Here is a 16,627-nt window from a genome sequence, read left to right on the forward strand (position 1 = left end):
ACAATGAAAAATATTTCCCTTTTATCATTAGCCGTATCGCTTGCCTTTACCAGTGGCGCAGCCTTGGCCAAGATATCGCCTGAACAGGCGGCAAAGTTAAATAAAGAATTAACGGTTTTTGGTGCCGAGCGCGGCGCTAATGCCGACGGTTCGATTCCTGCCTGGGACGGTGGTATTAAATCAGCACCGGCCGGCTTTAAACCCGGCGACCACCACCCGGATCCGTATCCTGGGGATAAAGTACTTTATGCGGTAACTTCGAAAAACCTTGGCCAGTATAAAGATTTGCTGACTCCGGGACAGATCAAGTTATTTGAAACCTACCCTGATAGCTATAAAATGAATGTCTATCAGACACGTCGCTCAGCCTCGTATCCCGAGCATGTTTATAAGGCGACACTTGATAATGCCACCCGTGCCGAGCTGGTACAGGAAGGTAACGGTATCAAACAGGCGTCAGTCGGTATTCCTTTCCCGATCCCCGCCAACGGCTTAGAAGCCATCTGGAACCATATCCTGCGTTACCGCGGTGAAGCCATTACCCGTCAGGGTGGACAGGCGGCGCCAACGGCTTCGGGTGATTATACCTACATGGGCTTTGATGATCGTTTATTGGTGCCTTATGGCGTAAAAGATGCGTCACCGGAGCAGCTTGAACAAACCAATATCTTGTTTAAGTTTAAGCAAAAAGTGACCGAGCCTGCCCGTTTAGCCGGTACTGCCTTGCTGGTTCATGAAACCATGGATCAGATCAAAACCCCTCGTCAGGCCTGGACTTACAACACAGGTCAGCGCCGGGTACGTCGTGCGCCGAATGTTGCTTATGATGCACCGGGTACAGCGTCTGATGGCCTGCGCACCACAGATGACTTTGATATGTTTAACGGCGCGCCGGATCGTTATACCTGGACTTTAAAAGGGAAAAAGGAATTACTTATTCCTTATAACGACTACCGCCTGCACAGCGACCAAATCAAGTATGATGATGTGTTAAAAGCCGGTCATATCAATCCTGATCTGGTGCGTTATGAAAAGCACAGGGTTTGGGTGGTTGAAGCTGACTTGAAAGCCAATACCCGCCATACCTACAAAAAACGTGTGTTCTTCATCGATGAAGACAGCTGGCAAATTGCGGTAACGGATATTTACGATAACCGTGATGAGCTTTACCGCGTTGGTGTCGCCCATGGCATCAACTATTATGAAGTTCCGACCCAATGGTCTACACTGGAAGTCTTCCATGACTTGCAATCTCGTCGTTATATCGCGATGGGCTTAGATAATGAAGCCAATATGTATGACTTCTCTGCAGAAATGAAAGAGAAATCCTTCACACCGGCGGCATTAAGAAGAGAAGGGCGCCGCTAAAATCGCGCCCGATGGAAACGGTTGGCAACTGCCAACCGTTTTTTTACCTTTTTTATTAATCGTTTATTATTTTTATTCTGGATTTTCATGAAGCGTTTTTTAGCCCTTTCCCTGTTTTGTCTTAGCAGCTTTTTATCCCAAGCTTCTGCTGCGCCTATCGCCTCGGAGCCGGCGCCTTTGGCCAGCCAATCGCTATTACTTGATATTGTCAGTGCCGGAGCTGATAAACTGGTGGCCGTGGGTGAGCATGGTCATATCTTAACATCAACTGACGGCAATAACTGGCAGCAAGCCCAGGTGCCGGTGCAGTCCACTTTGACCAGCGTTTATTTCGTTAACGAACAATCAGGCTGGGCGGTCGGTCATGATGCCAGTATTTTGCACAGTAAAGACGGCGGTTTAAGCTGGCACATACAACAATATTTACCCGAGCGGGAAAAACCTCTGCTCGATATCGTTTTTAAAGATGAGAATCACGGCCTGGCAGTCGGGGCTTACGGCCAGTTGTACCGTACCCAGGACGGCGGTAAAAGCTGGACCTTTGAGTTTCATGATGAATTTTTACATCCGGACGATGCGGATTATATCGAAGAGTTGAAACAGGAAGATGAAGAAGCCTATCTCGATGAAATCTCCAGCATCCTGCCGCATTTTAACCGTATTTTTATGGACGGCCGCACCTTATACCTGGTGGGGGAAATCGGGCTGATCGCCAAAAGTAATGACTTTGGTGTCTCCTGGCAAACTTTTGAAGAAATTTACCAGGGATCATTTTTTGATTTAACCCGCACCCAGCAAGGCAATCTTTTAGTGGCGGGCCTGAGGGGCAATGTGTTTCGCAGCCTGAAAAACGGCACGCCGTGGCAGCATGTCGATACCGGTACTACCGCTTTGATCAACTCTATTGTCCTGGCAGGAGAAGAAAGTATTTTACTGCTCGGTAATAACGGCGCCTTGCTTGAAAGCCGGGATGACGGGGTGAGCTTTACCCTGAGGCCGCAAGCAGACGGTAAGGCCCTGATCGCCGGTGTCTGGTTTAAAGGCAAGCTGGTGGCGGTCTCAGACGTAGGCATCAAAACAATCACAATTATGAAGTAGAGACATGAGTAAAATAACTATTTTCAATCGTTTAGAAGTTGGTATTTTTCGCCATCGTTTAGCTGTGTTATGTGTTTTTCTTGCCGCCACCGTATTTTTATTGTTCCAGGCGACACAAATAAAACTTGATGCTGCCTTTACCAAGAATATCCCATTAAACCACAGCTATATGAAAACTTACCTCAAACACAGGAAAGATTTCGGCGGCGCCAATAATATCTTGATCTCTGTTTGCGACACCCGGAGGGATATTTTTAACCCGGAGTTTTTTTCCGCCCTTAAAGGGGTGCATGACAAATTATTCTTTATTCCCGGGGTTGACCGTATCCAGGTAAAATCCCTGTTCTCCCCCAGCACGCGTTTTGTTGAGGTGGTCGAAGACGGTTTTGCCGGCGGCCCTGTGATCCCCGCCGATTTCCAGCCCACCGAAGCGGGCCTGGCAGTGGTGAAAGCCAATATCGAAAAGGCGGGTATCGTCGGACGTATCGTGGCCGATGACTACAGCTGTGCCATGGTCAAATCTGCATTGATGGAAATCGACCCGCAAACGGGTGAGAAACTCGATACGCTTAAATTTGCCGAGCAGCTTGAGCAGGAAGTGCGTCAGGAGTTTGAAAAAGACAATATCAGTGTCCATGTCATCGGTTTTGCTAAAATGGTCGGTGATGTGGCCGAAGGCGCCAAAGGGGTGGTCACTTTCTTTGGGATCGCTATCGCCATAACCGCGATTATGGTGTATTTCTTCTGCCATAGCGTCAGCTTGACCATCTTACCTATTGTCTGCTCGCTGATTGCCGTGATTTGGCAAATGGGTATGTTATCCACCTTAGGTTTTGGCTTGGATCCGATGTCGATTCTGGTGCCGTTTTTGGTTTTTGCCATCGGGGTCAGCCATGGGGTGCAAATGATCAATTCCGTGGTCAAACAGGTGGCCATGGGTTATAGCTCTAAAGATGCGGCGCAAAACAGTTTCCGCGCCTTACTTATTCCAGGCGGTGTGGCGCTGTTATCCGATACCGTAGGTTTTATGACCCTGCTGGCCATTGATATCGGCATTATCCGTGAGCTGGCGATCACTGCCTCCCTTGGTGTGGCGATGATTATCCTGACTAACCTGATTTTACTGCCGCTATTGGTGTCTTACCTGAAAATACGCCAGCAGGCAAATAAGCAGCCTGAAAACAAGGACTCTGCCGTCTGGACTGCGATGGCAAAATTTGCCAGCAGGGGACCGGCAACGGTAATTCTGGTGCTGGCGACAGTTTTATATGCCTTTGGTTATTATTATGCCCAAAACATGAAAATCGGCGAGTTGCATGCCGGTGCGCCTGCATTGCATGAAAGCTCGCGTTATAACCAGGATACCTTTTTGATCACGGATAAATATGCCATCAGTGTCGATTATATGTCGGTGATCGTGGAAACCAAGGCGGATGCCTGTACCTATCATAAAAACCTCGATGTGATTGACCGCTTCCAGTGGCGTATGGAAAATGTCGCCGGGGTGCAATCGGCGGTTAGCCTGGCATCGATCGCGAAAATCGTTAATGCCGGTTACAACGAAGGCAACCCTAAGTGGCGGGTATTGTCCCGTAACCAGCAAAGCCTGGTGCAATCTATTGCCCGGGTACCCACCAACAGCGGTTTACTCAATACCGATTGTAGCGTGATGCCGGTGATTTTATTTTTAGAAGATCACAAGGCCGAAACCATTAACCGTGTAGTAGATGCGGTCAAGCTTGCCTCAAGTGAATTAGGCCATGATGAGCTGAGCTTCAAACTGGCTTCGGGTCCGGTGGGAGTCATGGCGGCCACCAATGAAGCGGTGGAAGCGGCGCAAATCCCTATGATGTTATATGTCTATGGTGCGGTGATCTTATTGTGTCTGATCAGTTTTAGAAGCGTTCGGGCAACAATTTCCGTGGTGGTGCCTTTGTATATAGTATCGACACTGGCACAGGCGCTGATGACATCCCTGGATATTGGCCTGACGGTTTCTACCTTGCCGGTGATCGCTTTAGGGGTCGGTATCGGCGTGGATTATGGTATCTATATTCTTTCTACCATGAGTATCAGGTTGAAAAACGGCGACAATATTCAAACGGCATATCTCGAAGCGCTCAAAGAGCGGGGCAGTGCGGTGCTTATTACCGGTATTACCCTGGCAATAGGCGTTTCTACCTGGTTCTTCTCGGATCTGAAATTCCAGGTGGATATGGGTATTCTGTTAACCTTTATGTTCCTGGTGAATATGCTGGCGGCGGTTATCGTCTTACCTGCCATTGCCACCTTCTTGTGGCCGGATAAAAAACTGGCCGCACCCAAACAAAACAAGCAGGACGGGGGAGAAGTAGAGCAGCAGGTGGTCGGATAAGTTACCGGCGTTTTGCCTGTAATTGCGGCAGTAACTTTTCAGGTGATAAGAAAAAAAATTTTTAATCACTTTCCTGCATAAATAAACAAGAAAATGGCCGAAAGGCCATTTTCTATTTATTACAGATGAATAAACAATTAAATTTATTAACCCCAGGCATAGCCCCGATACCGCTTTCTTCGTACTGCCCTAAAAAAACACTCGCAATAGCCTAACTTTCTTAATAAAATCGCACCCATGGTCTATCTTGATAGACGAGTTTCATAATAATTATTTTAAGCGTTTTATCCAAAAGGAAAACGGCATGGCGTTAGTAGACGGTTTACCCTCAGTAATACTTAACAACGTAGCGAAATTAATACAGCAAAAAGTCCCCGAAGAATCCTCTTCTCTGGTAGAGCAGTTTTCAGATCTCCTATATGGAAATATCTCGAACCTTGATCTGGCCCATCGCAATGACAGTGATATGTATGGCGCCACATTAAGTTTATGGAATTCACTCAATGGTCATGAAGCCGGCTCTCCTGTGATTAAGGTGTTTAATCCCCAGGTTTCAAAACATGGTTGGAAGTCCAGCCACACCATTATCGAAGTTATCGTTGAAGATATGCCATTTTTGGTTGATTCCATGCGTATTGCGCTAAATCGCCTGGGCGTGTCTCCGCATTTAATGCTTAATTGCCCGATGAAAGTCGTGCGCGATAAAAAGAATCAAATTACTACCCTGGCCCCGGCATCGAATAAATCCTTGAAGTCGGCCGTGGTAGAAACGGTGTTTTTCATTGAAATCGACCGTCAGACCGAGCAGGATGTTATCGATAATATTGCCGCCGAATTACATTCGGTAGTGAGCGATATTTCCCTGACAGTGACCGACTGGCAGCCAATGCTCAAGCGCCTGAAAGAAGTGACCGCAGAAATTAAAAAAGGCAAGCAGCCTTGCTCCAAGCAAGAGCGTGAAGACGCGCTGGAGTTTTTAAACTGGATTGCCCAGGATCACTTTACCCTGATGGGTTACCGCTCTTATGATGTTACCGAGCTTAAAGGGGATACCGCCCTGGAAGCCAATGTCGAGTCCAGCCTGGGCTTGATGAAAAACTCCAACGGCACTAAGCAGCGCTTGATTTCGACTTTAAGCGAGTCTGCCCGTGAAATTGCCCTGGGCAAAAATTTACTGATTTTAACCAAAACCAACTCCCGCTCGCGGGTGCACCGTCCGGCGCACCTTGACTATATCGGTATCAAGCGTTTTGATGCCAAAGGTAAAGTGGTCGGTGAAGAGCGTTTTGTCGGTTTGTTCGGCTCGGCTTATTACACCAACAGCGCCCTGGACTTACCGCTAATTAAGTCTAAAGTCACCGCTGTTTGTGCGGCATCGGGCTTTGCCGAAGGCACGCATGCCTACAAGTCGTTGATCAATATCTTAGAAACTTACCCGCGTGATGAAATCCTGCAAGCCAATACCGATATCTTGCTGCAAAATGTCCTGGGTATTTTGCAAATGCAGGAGCGTGATTATTCCGGCTTGTTTATCCGCCGTGATGATTTTAACCGTTTCTACTCCTGCATGGTCTATGTGCCGCGCGAACGTTATAACACTAAGTTACGTATAGAAACTCAGGCCTTGCTGCAAAAAGCGTTTGGCAGCGATCAGGAAGTTGAATTTACTACTTACTTCTCTGAATCGGTACAGGCAAGAACCCACTACATAGTCCGGGTCAACAATACTAAAGCAGATATTAATGTGAAAGAAATTGAAAAGAACCTAAACGAAGCTGCCCGCAGCTGGGATGATAAACTGGCGGATGCCCTGAACTCCCATAAAGGGGAAGCAAAAGGGAAAGCATTAAGCCGTAAATATGTCAGCTTCCCGCAATCTTATAAAGATGAGGTTCTGCCGGGCACTGCTATAGTCGATATTGAAAAGCTTGAAGCCTTATCTGCCGATAATGCCCTGGAAATGTTGTTTTACCAGCCTCAGGAAGAAAAATCCGGCAGCCGCTTTGTTAAATTAAAACTGTTCCATAAAGGCGAGCCGCTGCATCTTTCCGATGTGCTGCCTATGCTGGAAAATTTTGGTTTACGTGTGATCGGTGAAAGCCCGTACGCGGTGCGCACCTCAGAAGGGGAAACCTGCTGGATCCTGGACTTCTCTATGTTGCTGACCGGCGATCGCAGTTTTGATCTGCAAAAAGTCCAGTCTCTGTTCCAGGATGCTTTTGCCCGGGTATGGAGCGGCGCGCTGGAAGATGACGGCTTTAACCGCTTGATCTTAGGCGCCGGTTTAGGCGGCCGTGAAGTTTCTATTTTACGTGCTTTTGCCAAATACGAACGCCAGATCGGCGGTACCTTCAGCCAAAGCTATATTGAAGATACTTTTGCCCGTTACCCGAACCTGGCAGAGCTTTTGATCACCTTATTTAACAACCGTTTCGATCCGAAAGCGAAAGTAAGCGCCAAGGCGGAAACCAAGCTGGCGGAAGAAATCGAGTCTTCCTTAGATAATGTTGCCAACCTGGATGACGACCGCATCATTCGCCGCTTTGTTGAAATGATCAACGCCACCATACGCACCAACTACTTCCAGCAAGATGCGCAAAAACAGGATAAGTCTTATATTTCCTTTAAGATCTTGCCTGAGCAAATTTCTGAAATCCCTCAGCCTGTGCCTGAATTTGAGATCTTCGTTTATTCTCCTCAGGTAGAAGGTGTTCATTTACGCGGCGGTAAGGTTGCCCGTGGTGGTTTGCGCTGGTCCGACAGACGTGAAGATTTCCGTACCGAAGTATTAGGCCTGGTAAAAGCCCAGCAAGTTAAAAATACCGTGATTGTACCTGTGGGCGCCAAAGGTGGCTTTGTTTGTAAACAACTGCCTGCCGGCGGTAGCCGCGCTGAAATTTTTGAAGCGGGTAAAAAGTGTTACCAGACCTTTATCCGTGGCCTGCTTGATATCACAGACAACATTGTTGCCGGCGATATAGTACCGCCGCAAAATGTGGTTCGTCACGATGAAGACGATGCCTACCTGGTTGTTGCCGCCGATAAAGGCACGGCAACCTTCTCGGATATTGCTAACGGTATTGCCGAAGAATATAACTTCTGGCTTGGCGATGCCTTTGCTTCCGGCGGTAGTGTCGGTTATGACCATAAAGGCATGGGTATTACCGCAAAAGGTGCCTGGGAGTCGGTGAAACGTCATTTCCGTGAAATGGATATCGACTGTCAAAGCACAGACTTTACTTGTCTAGCTATCGGTGACATGGCAGGGGACGTATTTGGTAACGGCATGTTGCTTTCCAAGCATATCCGCTTGCAAGCCGCCTTTAACCATATGCATATCTTTATCGACCCTGATCCGGTTGCCGCAACGTCTTATGTAGAGCGTGAGCGCTTGTTTAACCTGCCGGGTTGTACCTGGGAAGATTACAACAAGGACTTGATCTCTGAAGGGGGCGGAATTTTTAGCCGCTCGGCCAAGTCGATTAAGTTAACGCCGCAGATCAAGAAAATGATCGGCACGCAAAAACAAAGCATGGCGCCAAACGACCTGATGCAGGCCTTGTTGAAAATGCAGGTGGACCTGTTATGGAACGGCGGTATCGGCACCTATGTTAAAGGTTCTGCGGAAAGCCATTTAGAAGTGGGTGATCGCGCCAACGATGCCATCCGTATCAACGGTAATGAACTGCAGGCAAAAATTGTCGGTGAAGGCGGTAACTTAGGTTTAACCCAGCTTGGACGTATCGAAGCGGCCGCCAACGGCACCCGCTTAAATGCCGACTCAGTGGATAACGTCGGTGGTGTTGACTGTTCGGATAACGAAGTAAATATCAAAATCTTGCTTAACGGCCTGGTACAAAGCGGTGATTTAACCACTAAGCAGCGTAACCAGTTATTGTTTGATATGACAGATGATGTTTCTGAAATCGTCCTGGAAGACTGTTACCGTCAGACCCACTCATTGTCTATTACCGCGATGCGTGGTGCGACTCAGTTAAAAGAGCAAACCCGTTTTATCCATGAGCTTGAAAGAGCCGGTAAATTAGATCGTGCGTTAGAGTTTATCCCGAATGATGATGAAATTGCCGAGCGTCTGGCACAAGGTAAAGGTTTCACTCGTCCTGAGCTGTCGGTATTACTTGCCTACAGCAAAATGGTGCTTAAAGAGCAGCTGGTATGTCCGGAAGTGACCGACAATGCCTACCATAACCGTTTATTGATCCAGGCGTTCCCGAAACTACTTCAGGACAAATACAGCGAGCAGATGCAGGATCACCCGCTGCGTGCCGAAATCATCGCCACTAAACTTGCCAACAAAATCGGCAACGACATGGGCTTTAACTTTATTAACCGCATGCACGAAGAAACCGGTGCTACGGTTGCTGAAATTGCCAACTGCTATGTGATGGCCAGTGAAGTCTTTGACTTACCGGCTTCCTGGGAGTTGATTGAAGGGCTGGATAACAAGATTTCGACCTTAGTACAGACGGAAATGTTGTTCCAGCTGCGCCGCACCGTGCGCCGGGCAACCCGCTGGTTCCTGCGTCACAGAAACAAGGCACTGGATATTGCTGAAACTATCGCTTTCTATCAGCCGACCTTCGAGAATATGACGAAGAATCTGCATAAGATGATGATAGACGACGAAGTAGCCCAGCTGAAACGGGTTGAAAACGATCTGGTACAGGCGGGTGTGCCGAAGAAGATTGCCGTGCGCATTTCTCAGTTAAGCACCTTGTTCTCAGTTATGGATATTGCCGAAATTGCTGCAGCAGATGGCCGCTCTATCGAATTTGTTGCCGAGCTTTACTTTAAACTTGGCGCACGCTTGCAGCTGCACTGGTTCCTGGATCAAATTACCCGTCAGCCGGTTTCCAACCACTGGCAGGCACTTGCCCGGGCCTCGTTCCGCGAAGAGCTGGACTGGCAGCAGCGCTCACTGACTTCTGTGGTGCTGCATATAGACAAAAAAGGCAAAGACTCAAGTGCTATGTTGGATCTGTGGTTTGAGCAAGGAGCTCAGCCGCTTGAGCGCTGGCAAAGCATTCTGGCTGATTTTAAAACCAGCCAGACCCATGAATTTGCCAAGTTCTCAGTTGCTCTGCGTGAACTGATGCTATTGAGTTTACACGGCGATACCATTAATTAAAGAAAACTAAAAATCCCCGCATTGCGGGGATTTTTTTTGCCTACAGGGATGTATTTATCCTGCGATTACATAGAGATGAAAAAGCAGGTTGTAAAACTTTTTATAAAAATAAAGGCCGAAAGTCCGGCCGGAATATTTCATATCAGGAAATACCCTGACTTTGATTTATTTTGTAGCAAAGGAATTGCTACACTAAAACTGTTCAACTTATTTATGCTGTTAAAGGAGCACCATGTTATATCCCGCAATCCGCAAGTTACTGTTTAAATTTGATCCCGAAACCATTCATGAACTTACCATTAAAAGCCTGAAATCTACCGGAGCGACGCCGTTAAATAACTTCTATAAGCAAGCGGTAGCCGATAAACCCGTTGAGGTGATGGGGCTAAGGTTTCCCAATCCTGTAGGCTTAGCGGCTGGATTAGATAAAAACGGTGAATGTATCCGGGCCTTTGATGCCATGGGCTTTGGTTTTGTTGAAATAGGGACAGTAACGCCGAGACCGCAGCCGGGTAATGACAAACCGAGAATTTTCCGTCTTGAGCAGGCCAATGCCATTATTAACCGTATGGGTTTTAACAACAAAGGTGTGGATTACCTGGTTGATCAGGTGCGCAAAGCCGATTTTAAAGGCGTTCTGGGCATAAATATCGGTAAGAATAAAGACACGCCGGAAGAAAAGGCCAAAGATGATTACCTTTTCTGTATGCGCAAGGTGTATCAGCATGCCAGTTATATCACCATTAATATCTCTTCACCGAATACCCCGGGGCTGCGCTCGCTGCAATATGGTGAAGCACTGGATGAATTGTTGTCTTCCTTAAAAGACGAGCAAAAAGTCTTGGCTGAGCGCTATGGCAAATATGTACCTGTTGCCGTGAAAATTGCCCCGGATTTAACCGAAGAAGAAATTGTTTCTATCGCCGAAAGCCTGATGAAAAATAACATTGATGGCGTGATAGCAACCAATACTACTTTAGCCCGGGATCAGGTCAGCCACCTGGAGCATGGCAATGAGCAAGGGGGCTTAAGCGGCGCGCCGGTTAAGGATAAGAGCACAGAAGTTATCGGCCAACTGGCCAAGGTGCTTGACGGTAAACTGCCTATTATCGGCGTTGGCGGTATCGCCAGCGGCGCGGATGCCGCTGAAAAGATCAGGGCAGGGGCGTCATTGGTGCAGGTTTATACCGGTTTTATTTACCAGGGACCTGAGCTGATCAAAGATATTGTTCAGTCTTTATAACCAAGCCAGTTATTATTACTAAATAAAAAGCCGGTTACTTATCAGTAACCGGCTTTTTTTATTCGGGAAATATGCGATTAGTAGCTGTCGTTGTGTACGCTCAGTACCGCACGGCCGGATGGATCTGCCATCTTGCTGAAACTTTCATCCCAGGCTAAAGCTTCTGCCGTGCTGCAGGCCACTGACTTGCCGCCGGGCACACACTCTGCTGCCGAAGGCACAGGGAAGTGCTCTTCAAAGATGCTGCGGTAGAAGTAGGCTTCCTTGGTATCCGGGGTATTGACCGGGAACTTAAAGGCGGCACTTTCCATTTGCTGATCGCTGACCTGGGCTTCGACAAATTCTTTTAAGCTGTCAATCCAGGAATAGCCGACGCCGTCGGAGAACTGCTCTTTTTGACGCCACAAGATTTCTTTGGGCAGGTAACCTTCAAAAGAAGAGCGTAAAATGCCTTTTTCCATTTTGCCGTTACCGCACATTTTATCCGCCGGATTCAAGCGCATGGCGACATCCATAAAGTGCTTGTCCAAAAACGGTACCCGGGCTTCTACCCCCCAGGCTGACATGGCCTTGTTGGCGCGCAGACAGTCAAACATATGCAGTTTGCTCAGTTTACGGTTGGTTTCCTCGTGGAATTCCTGGGCATTTGGCGCTTTGTGGAAGTAGAGGTAACCGCCGAAGATTTCATCCGCCCCTTCACCGGATAACACCATTTTAATACCCATCGCCTTGATTTTACGCGCCATCAGGTACATAGGGGTTGATGCCCTAACTGTGGTCACATCATAGGTTTCCAGGTGATAAATGACTTCTTTTAAGGCATCGATACCTTCCTGCTCGGTAAAGTGGATGCTGTGGTGCACTGTGCCGATACTGTCGGCGACTTTTTGTGCCGCTTCCAGATCAGGTGAGCCTTTAAGGCCTACCGCAAAGGAGTGAACTTTCGGCCACCAGGCTTCGGACAAGTCGTTTTCTTCCACCCGGCGGGCGGCAAATTTCTGGGTGATGGCCGAGACCAGGGAAGAGTCCAGGCCGCCGGATAATAACACGCCGTAAGGCACGTCTGTCATCAGGTGGCTTTTTACCGACTCTTCTAACGCATGACGTAAGTCATCTTTGCTGGAACTGTTGTCGGCTACCGCGTCATAGTCATGCCAGTCGCGGACATAATACTTTTTCAGCTCGCCATCTTTACTGTCCAGGATATGTCCCGGAGGAAATTCACTGACGGTTTTACAAATCGGCATCAGCGCCTTCATTTCCGATGAAACATAAAAGTTACCGTCTTCGTCGTGGCCGGTATATAAGGGAATAATCCCCATATGGTCGCGGGCCACCAAATAGCTGTTGTCGGTTTCATTGTACAGGACAAAGGCGAACATGCCCTGGAGGTGGTCGACAAACTCGCTGCCGTATTTTTCATACAGCGGCAGGATCACCTCGCAGTCGGAATGGGTCAGGAACTCATAATCGTCGGTATGAAGTTCTGCGAGTTGTTTGTGATTGTAGATTTCACCATTAACGGCCAACACGTGATTTCGATTTCTATTGTATAAAGGTTGCGCGCCGTTTTCGGTATCAACAATCGCAAGACGTTCGTGAACTAAAATTGCGTTGTCATTATTGTAAATGCCGGACCAGTCGGGTCCGCGATGTCTAAGTAACCGAGAATACTCTAATGCTTTAGGCCGAAGGGCCGCGGCATCAGTCTTTATATCTAATACACAAAATATGGAACACATTGAAGTGTTACTCCTTTATACAATCATTTAATCGAAATCATGGTCCGCAGAAAAACTGAGTGGTACTGCGGATTTTGGCCACTCAGGGGTTTAAAGAGGTTTTTAAGTTGAAAGTTTTCAGACAAAAAAACAACGGACAGCTAGCCGTCCATTGAATTCACTTTGCCAGTTCTGTCGGAAAAATCAATAGCAATTTGTACTATTTTTACAGAAATTAGTTAAAAAGCTCTATTTTTAAAAAATTAAGTAAGGTTAAGTAAATTGCGGGTGATCAATGGTATTACTTTTGTCGTTGTCATGGCATGGCTTGTCCGGCTGTGATGGTAATCATCCGTTTTGAAAGAAAATAACAGGTATTTATCCATCTAAAGCCGGGGCAGGCGACAAGCAATGCTTGTAATAATGACCCGGGTATATCAAGATATTTATCAAACTCAGTTTGCCGGCATCATGCCTTATTAGTACAGCTATTCATCACCTCAGCAGAAGCGGGAGAGCAGTATAATGACAAGGGGTTTTATCTTATTATTGTGTGTTGCTCCCTTACTGGTTTATTCGGCGACTGAGCAAGCATTGCCGCGCTTGCAGGTGGTAACAGAAATATTACCGCCTTATCAGTACTTTCAGGAAGATAAACAAATAACCGGGCTGGCTACACAAAAGGTGAAAGCCCTGTTTTCCGCCCTGGAGTTATCTCCCCGCATCCTGGCAATGCCCTGGGCCAGAGCCTATAAGATAGCGCAAACCAACCCCGACACCCTGATTTACTCTATTGTCAGGACGCCTGAGCGGGAGCCGTTATTTCAGTGGATAGGGGTGTTGCTCTCGACCAAGACCTTTTTAATAAGCCTGCAAGAGCGCAGTGATATCGTTATCAATAGCCCGGAGGATTTAAATAAATACCGCATAGGGGTCAAACGTGACGATGTGGTGTATCAGCACCTGAGTCAATATCCGTTATCCGGGCAAATGGTCTTTTTGCCCGAAACAGAAACGACCCTGAAGATGTTAATCAAACAAAGGATCGATGTCATAGCCGCATCTCCCGTACATCTGGATTTTATGTGTAAAAGATTGAACTGCGACCCTTCGGATTTTCGCCAGCTGTACGAATTAAAAGATCTCAATAATGACTTTTATTTGGCGGCCAGTAACGCCACTTCAAAAGAGACAGTACAACTGCTAAGGCAGGCGCTTGCTGATCTTGAAAAGGTGGAATAACGGCTTAATGTCCAACCTCTGATGAGTCTTTGCTCTCTGAGTGTGGTTTGCTTTGCCCCATGCTCGGCATCTGATGCGATGTTTTATTGCTGCGGGGCAGGGTTTCCTGCAGATCATTTAAGCTTTTTTTGCGCAGCGGCGTTTTGGCATTTCGGCGCACGGTACTGAAATTACCGATAATAATAATAAAAACGATGGCAATAATGCCGATAATCAAGTAATTATCCAAAATCTACCTCGGTGACGTTAGTAATATATTGTTGATAAAGCTGCGGCAGCAGATCCAGTATGGTTTGCTGGCCTGAAATTTCTTGCCCGGCAAGTGCTTTTGTAAGTAATTCCAGGGTGAACATTTGCTGAAATTTGCTTGCCAGCGGCGCATAGGACAAATGCCAGGGCTCGGTGGCGACGCCCCCCCTGTCTTTATCGTAGGGGAAATAGAAACCATAATGCCTGCTGTTCTGCTCAAGCCATAGCGTTAACTTGGCAAAAGGACCATGCTGCTGATATTCCCAGGGTTCCAGTTGTAGCTTTTGCCCCTGAGCTAACAGGTTATCGGCATAGATGTCGATATCTGTGCCCCAGTGATGACGGCTGGCGCCGGGCAGGGCGGAAAAGCGCATAATGGCATCAATACGCGCTTCATCACTGAGATCTTGCACCGACACGATATTATTGTCATCGTCTTTAACCGGTAACTCTCCGGCAAACTTACGGTTCCAGATGCTAAGCTGGCGAGAGAAGTCCCGAAAACCGCTGGCAATAGTGAGATTAAAGCCGACCTCTTTTGCCGCCTGCTCAAGCGATAGCCAGGCGGGCAGCATTTCTTTGTGTATACCCGGGCCTTGCTCAAGGAAATGTATATGTGAGTCGGTTTGTCCGGTAAGCTGTTTTTCGTTCATCATGATGCCAGGACATTTACCAGGGTCTGATAATAGATCTCGGTCAGCTGTTTTAAGTCTCGGCAGGACACACATTCATTGACCTGGTGTATGGTGGCGTTAAGCGGTCCCAGTTCTATCACTTCGGCGCCTGTGGGGGCAATAAAACGTCCGTCTGACGTGCCGCCAGAGGTGGACAGCTCAGGTTCCCGGCCGGTAGTGGCTTTAATGGCAGCGGTTACCGCATCAAGTAAAGCGCCCGGCTTAGTGATAAAGGGCTTGCCGTTAAAGGTCCACTTAATGTCATAATCAAGCTGGTACCTGGTTAAAATGGCATTTACTTTTTCCATGATCCGGTCAAAATCAAGCTCGGTACTGAACCTTAAGTTAAACCAGGCGGTTAATTGCCCGGGCACGACATTAGTAGCCCCGGTACCCGATTGGATATTGGTTAACTGAAAACTGGTTTCGGGGAAATAATCATTGCCGTCATCCCAGTGGCTCTCGCTGAGCTCGGCCAGGGCCGGCATTGCCTGGTGGATAGGGTTATCGACATGTTCGGGATAGGCAACATGTCCCTGTTTGCCGCGGATCACCAGTTCTCCAGAGATGGAGCCGCGGCGGCCGTTTTTCACGACATCGGCAATTTGTGCTGAGCTTGACGGTTCGCCGACGATACAATAAGTAATTTTCTCGTTGCGCGCTTCCAGGGTATCGATGACCTTAGTGGTGCCGTTAATAAAGGGGCCTTCTTCATCACTGGTGATCAAGTAGGCAATGGAGCCCTGATGATCCGGATAGTCCCGGACAAAGCGCTCGGTGGCAATCACCATAGCCGCCAGGGAGCCTTTCATATCTGCAGCGCCACGGCCATAGAGTAAATCCCCTTTAATGACAGGCTCAAAAGGCGGGGTATGCCATTGGGCTAACTCACCGGCGGGTACGACATCGGTATGACCGGCAAAGCAAAAGACCGGGTCGGTATTGCCCCGGCGTGACCAGAGGTTGGTGGTGTCATGAAACACCATGGTTTCATTGGCAAAGCCCAAAGCGTGCAGGCGCTCAGCCATTAACTGCTGGCAGCCGGCGTCATTGGGTGTTACCGATTCTCTGCTGATTAACGTTTTGGTTAATTCAATCACCGCCTCAGATGTTGTTTCTTCTGCAGCTGTCGCCCCTGTTTTAGGCATTGTCAAACAGTTCCTGATAGCTGGCGTCTTTAAAACCTAAGTGCAACTGGCCGTTAATGGCCAGCAGCGGACGTTTCAACAGGGTAGGCTGCTCCATGACTGCTTTAAACATATTTTCTTCGGTGAGGTTGTCTTTAATTTCTGCAGGCAGGTTACGAAAAGTGGTGCTGCGTTTATTAAGCAAACTGCCCCAGTCACTTTTTTCAACGAATGAGGTTAACAATTCAGGCGTCAGCTGCTGTTTTTTAAAATCATAAAAGCTGTGTTCAACATTGTTTTGATTTAACCATTTCAGGGCTTTTTTCACGGTGTCGCAGTTGTTTATACCGTATATTACTGTCATTTTTTTACCTTTCTATTA

The 16,627-nt window shown here is 47.7% G+C and carries 11 protein-coding genes; 6 read left to right on the plus strand and 5 right to left on the minus strand.

Features of this window, described 5'->3' with window-relative positions; all coding sequences use genetic code 11:
• Positions 1 to 3 precede the first annotated feature (3 nt).
• The 5 genes from QL234_RS06980 to pyrD all read left to right on the plus strand — a co-directional run bounded on the left by QL234_RS06980 (position 4) and on the right by pyrD (position 11,232).
• The gene (locus QL234_RS06980) at positions 4 to 1,368 is read left to right on the plus strand and encodes a DUF1329 domain-containing protein (RefSeq protein WP_281557121.1); all 1,365 of its coding nucleotides are present in this window, start codon (positions 4 to 6) and stop codon (positions 1,366 to 1,368) included.
• A gap of 87 nt (positions 1,369 to 1,455) precedes the next feature.
• Positions 1,456 to 2,466, plus strand: a complete 1,011-nt coding sequence (locus QL234_RS06985) for a YCF48-related protein (protein ID WP_281557122.1) — start codon at positions 1,456 to 1,458, stop codon at positions 2,464 to 2,466.
• Between the two features lie 4 nt (positions 2,467 to 2,470).
• Positions 2,471 to 4,840 carry an MMPL family transporter gene (locus QL234_RS06990; RefSeq protein WP_281557123.1) on the plus strand — a complete coding sequence of 790 codons (2,370 nt, stop codon included), beginning with the start codon at positions 2,471 to 2,473 and terminating at the stop codon, positions 4,838 to 4,840.
• 304 nt (positions 4,841 to 5,144) lie between these two features.
• The gene (locus tag QL234_RS06995) at positions 5,145 to 9,989 is read left to right on the plus strand and encodes an NAD-glutamate dehydrogenase (RefSeq protein WP_281557124.1); all 4,845 of its coding nucleotides are present in this window, start codon (positions 5,145 to 5,147) and stop codon (positions 9,987 to 9,989) included.
• A 232-nt stretch (positions 9,990 to 10,221) separates the two neighbouring features.
• Positions 10,222 to 11,232, plus strand: a complete 1,011-nt coding sequence (gene pyrD, locus QL234_RS07000; RefSeq protein WP_281557125.1) for a quinone-dependent dihydroorotate dehydrogenase — start codon at positions 10,222 to 10,224, stop codon at positions 11,230 to 11,232.
• A gap of 77 nt (positions 11,233 to 11,309) precedes the next feature.
• On the opposite strand, the gene asnB is transcribed toward pyrD, so the two are convergent.
• A complete protein-coding gene (gene asnB, locus QL234_RS07005; protein ID WP_281557126.1) occupies positions 11,310 to 12,974 on the minus strand; it encodes an asparagine synthase B in 1,665 nt (554 codons plus the stop codon).
• 504 nt (positions 12,975 to 13,478) lie between these two features.
• Here asnB and QL234_RS07010 point away from each other — a divergent pair.
• Positions 13,479 to 14,195: a transporter substrate-binding domain-containing protein gene (locus tag QL234_RS07010; RefSeq protein ID WP_281557127.1), complete on the plus strand. Its 717-nt coding sequence runs from the start codon at positions 13,479 to 13,481 to the stop codon at positions 14,193 to 14,195.
• A 4-nt stretch (positions 14,196 to 14,199) separates the two neighbouring features.
• Here the strand turns inward: QL234_RS07010 and QL234_RS07015 are convergent, their stop codons facing one another.
• Genes QL234_RS07015 through QL234_RS07030 form a run of 4 tightly spaced genes read right to left on the minus strand, consistent with a single transcriptional unit; the run spans position 14,200 to position 16,609 of the window.
• Positions 14,200 to 14,424 (minus strand): hypothetical protein, encoded by a 225-nt coding sequence (locus QL234_RS07015; RefSeq protein WP_281557128.1) that lies wholly within the window; start codon positions 14,422 to 14,424, stop codon positions 14,200 to 14,202.
• A complete protein-coding gene (locus QL234_RS07020) occupies positions 14,417 to 15,100 on the minus strand; it encodes a M15 family metallopeptidase (RefSeq protein WP_281557129.1) in 684 nt (227 codons plus the stop codon). The genes QL234_RS07015 and QL234_RS07020 overlap by 8 nt, the downstream gene beginning before the upstream one ends.
• Positions 15,097 to 16,266: a succinyl-diaminopimelate desuccinylase gene (gene dapE, locus QL234_RS07025; RefSeq protein WP_281557130.1), complete on the minus strand. Its 1,170-nt coding sequence runs from the start codon at positions 16,264 to 16,266 to the stop codon at positions 15,097 to 15,099. The genes QL234_RS07020 and dapE overlap by 4 nt, the downstream gene beginning before the upstream one ends.
• Complete coding sequence (locus QL234_RS07030) at positions 16,259 to 16,609, minus strand: Spx/MgsR family RNA polymerase-binding regulatory protein (protein ID WP_281557131.1); 351 nt, start codon at positions 16,607 to 16,609, stop codon at positions 16,259 to 16,261. The genes dapE and QL234_RS07030 overlap by 8 nt, the downstream gene beginning before the upstream one ends.
• Between the last annotated feature and the right edge of the window lie 18 nt (positions 16,610 to 16,627).

Origin of the sequence: Thalassomonas sp. RHCl1, from assembly GCF_947387555.1 — a bacterium.
Taxonomy (GTDB): Bacteria; Pseudomonadota; Gammaproteobacteria; order Enterobacterales; family Alteromonadaceae; genus Thalassomonas.

Bases quoted from the DNA above. Each gene is read 5' to 3' on its own strand.
- QL234_RS06985 (WP_281557122.1), top strand. From the start codon at position 1,456: ATGAAGCGTTTTTTAGCCCTTTCCCTGTTTTGTCTTAGCAGCTTTTTA.
- asnB (WP_281557126.1), bottom strand. From the start codon at position 12,974: ATGTGTTCCATATTTTGTGTATTAGATATAAAGACTGATGCCGCGGCC.
- dapE (WP_281557130.1), bottom strand. From the start codon at position 16,266: ATGCCTAAAACAGGGGCGACAGCTGCAGAAGAAACAACATCTGAGGCG.
- pyrD (WP_281557125.1), top strand. From the start codon at position 10,222: ATGTTATATCCCGCAATCCGCAAGTTACTGTTTAAATTTGATCCCGAA.
- QL234_RS07010 (WP_281557127.1), top strand. From the start codon at position 13,479: ATGACAAGGGGTTTTATCTTATTATTGTGTGTTGCTCCCTTACTGGTT.
- QL234_RS06980 (WP_281557121.1), top strand. From the start codon at position 4: ATGAAAAATATTTCCCTTTTATCATTAGCCGTATCGCTTGCCTTTACC.
- QL234_RS06995 (WP_281557124.1), top strand. From the start codon at position 5,145: ATGGCGTTAGTAGACGGTTTACCCTCAGTAATACTTAACAACGTAGCG.
- QL234_RS06990 (WP_281557123.1), top strand. From the start codon at position 2,471: ATGAGTAAAATAACTATTTTCAATCGTTTAGAAGTTGGTATTTTTCGC.
- QL234_RS07030 (WP_281557131.1), bottom strand. From the start codon at position 16,609: ATGACAGTAATATACGGTATAAACAACTGCGACACCGTGAAAAAAGCC.
- QL234_RS07020 (WP_281557129.1), bottom strand. From the start codon at position 15,100: ATGATGAACGAAAAACAGCTTACCGGACAAACCGACTCACATATACAT.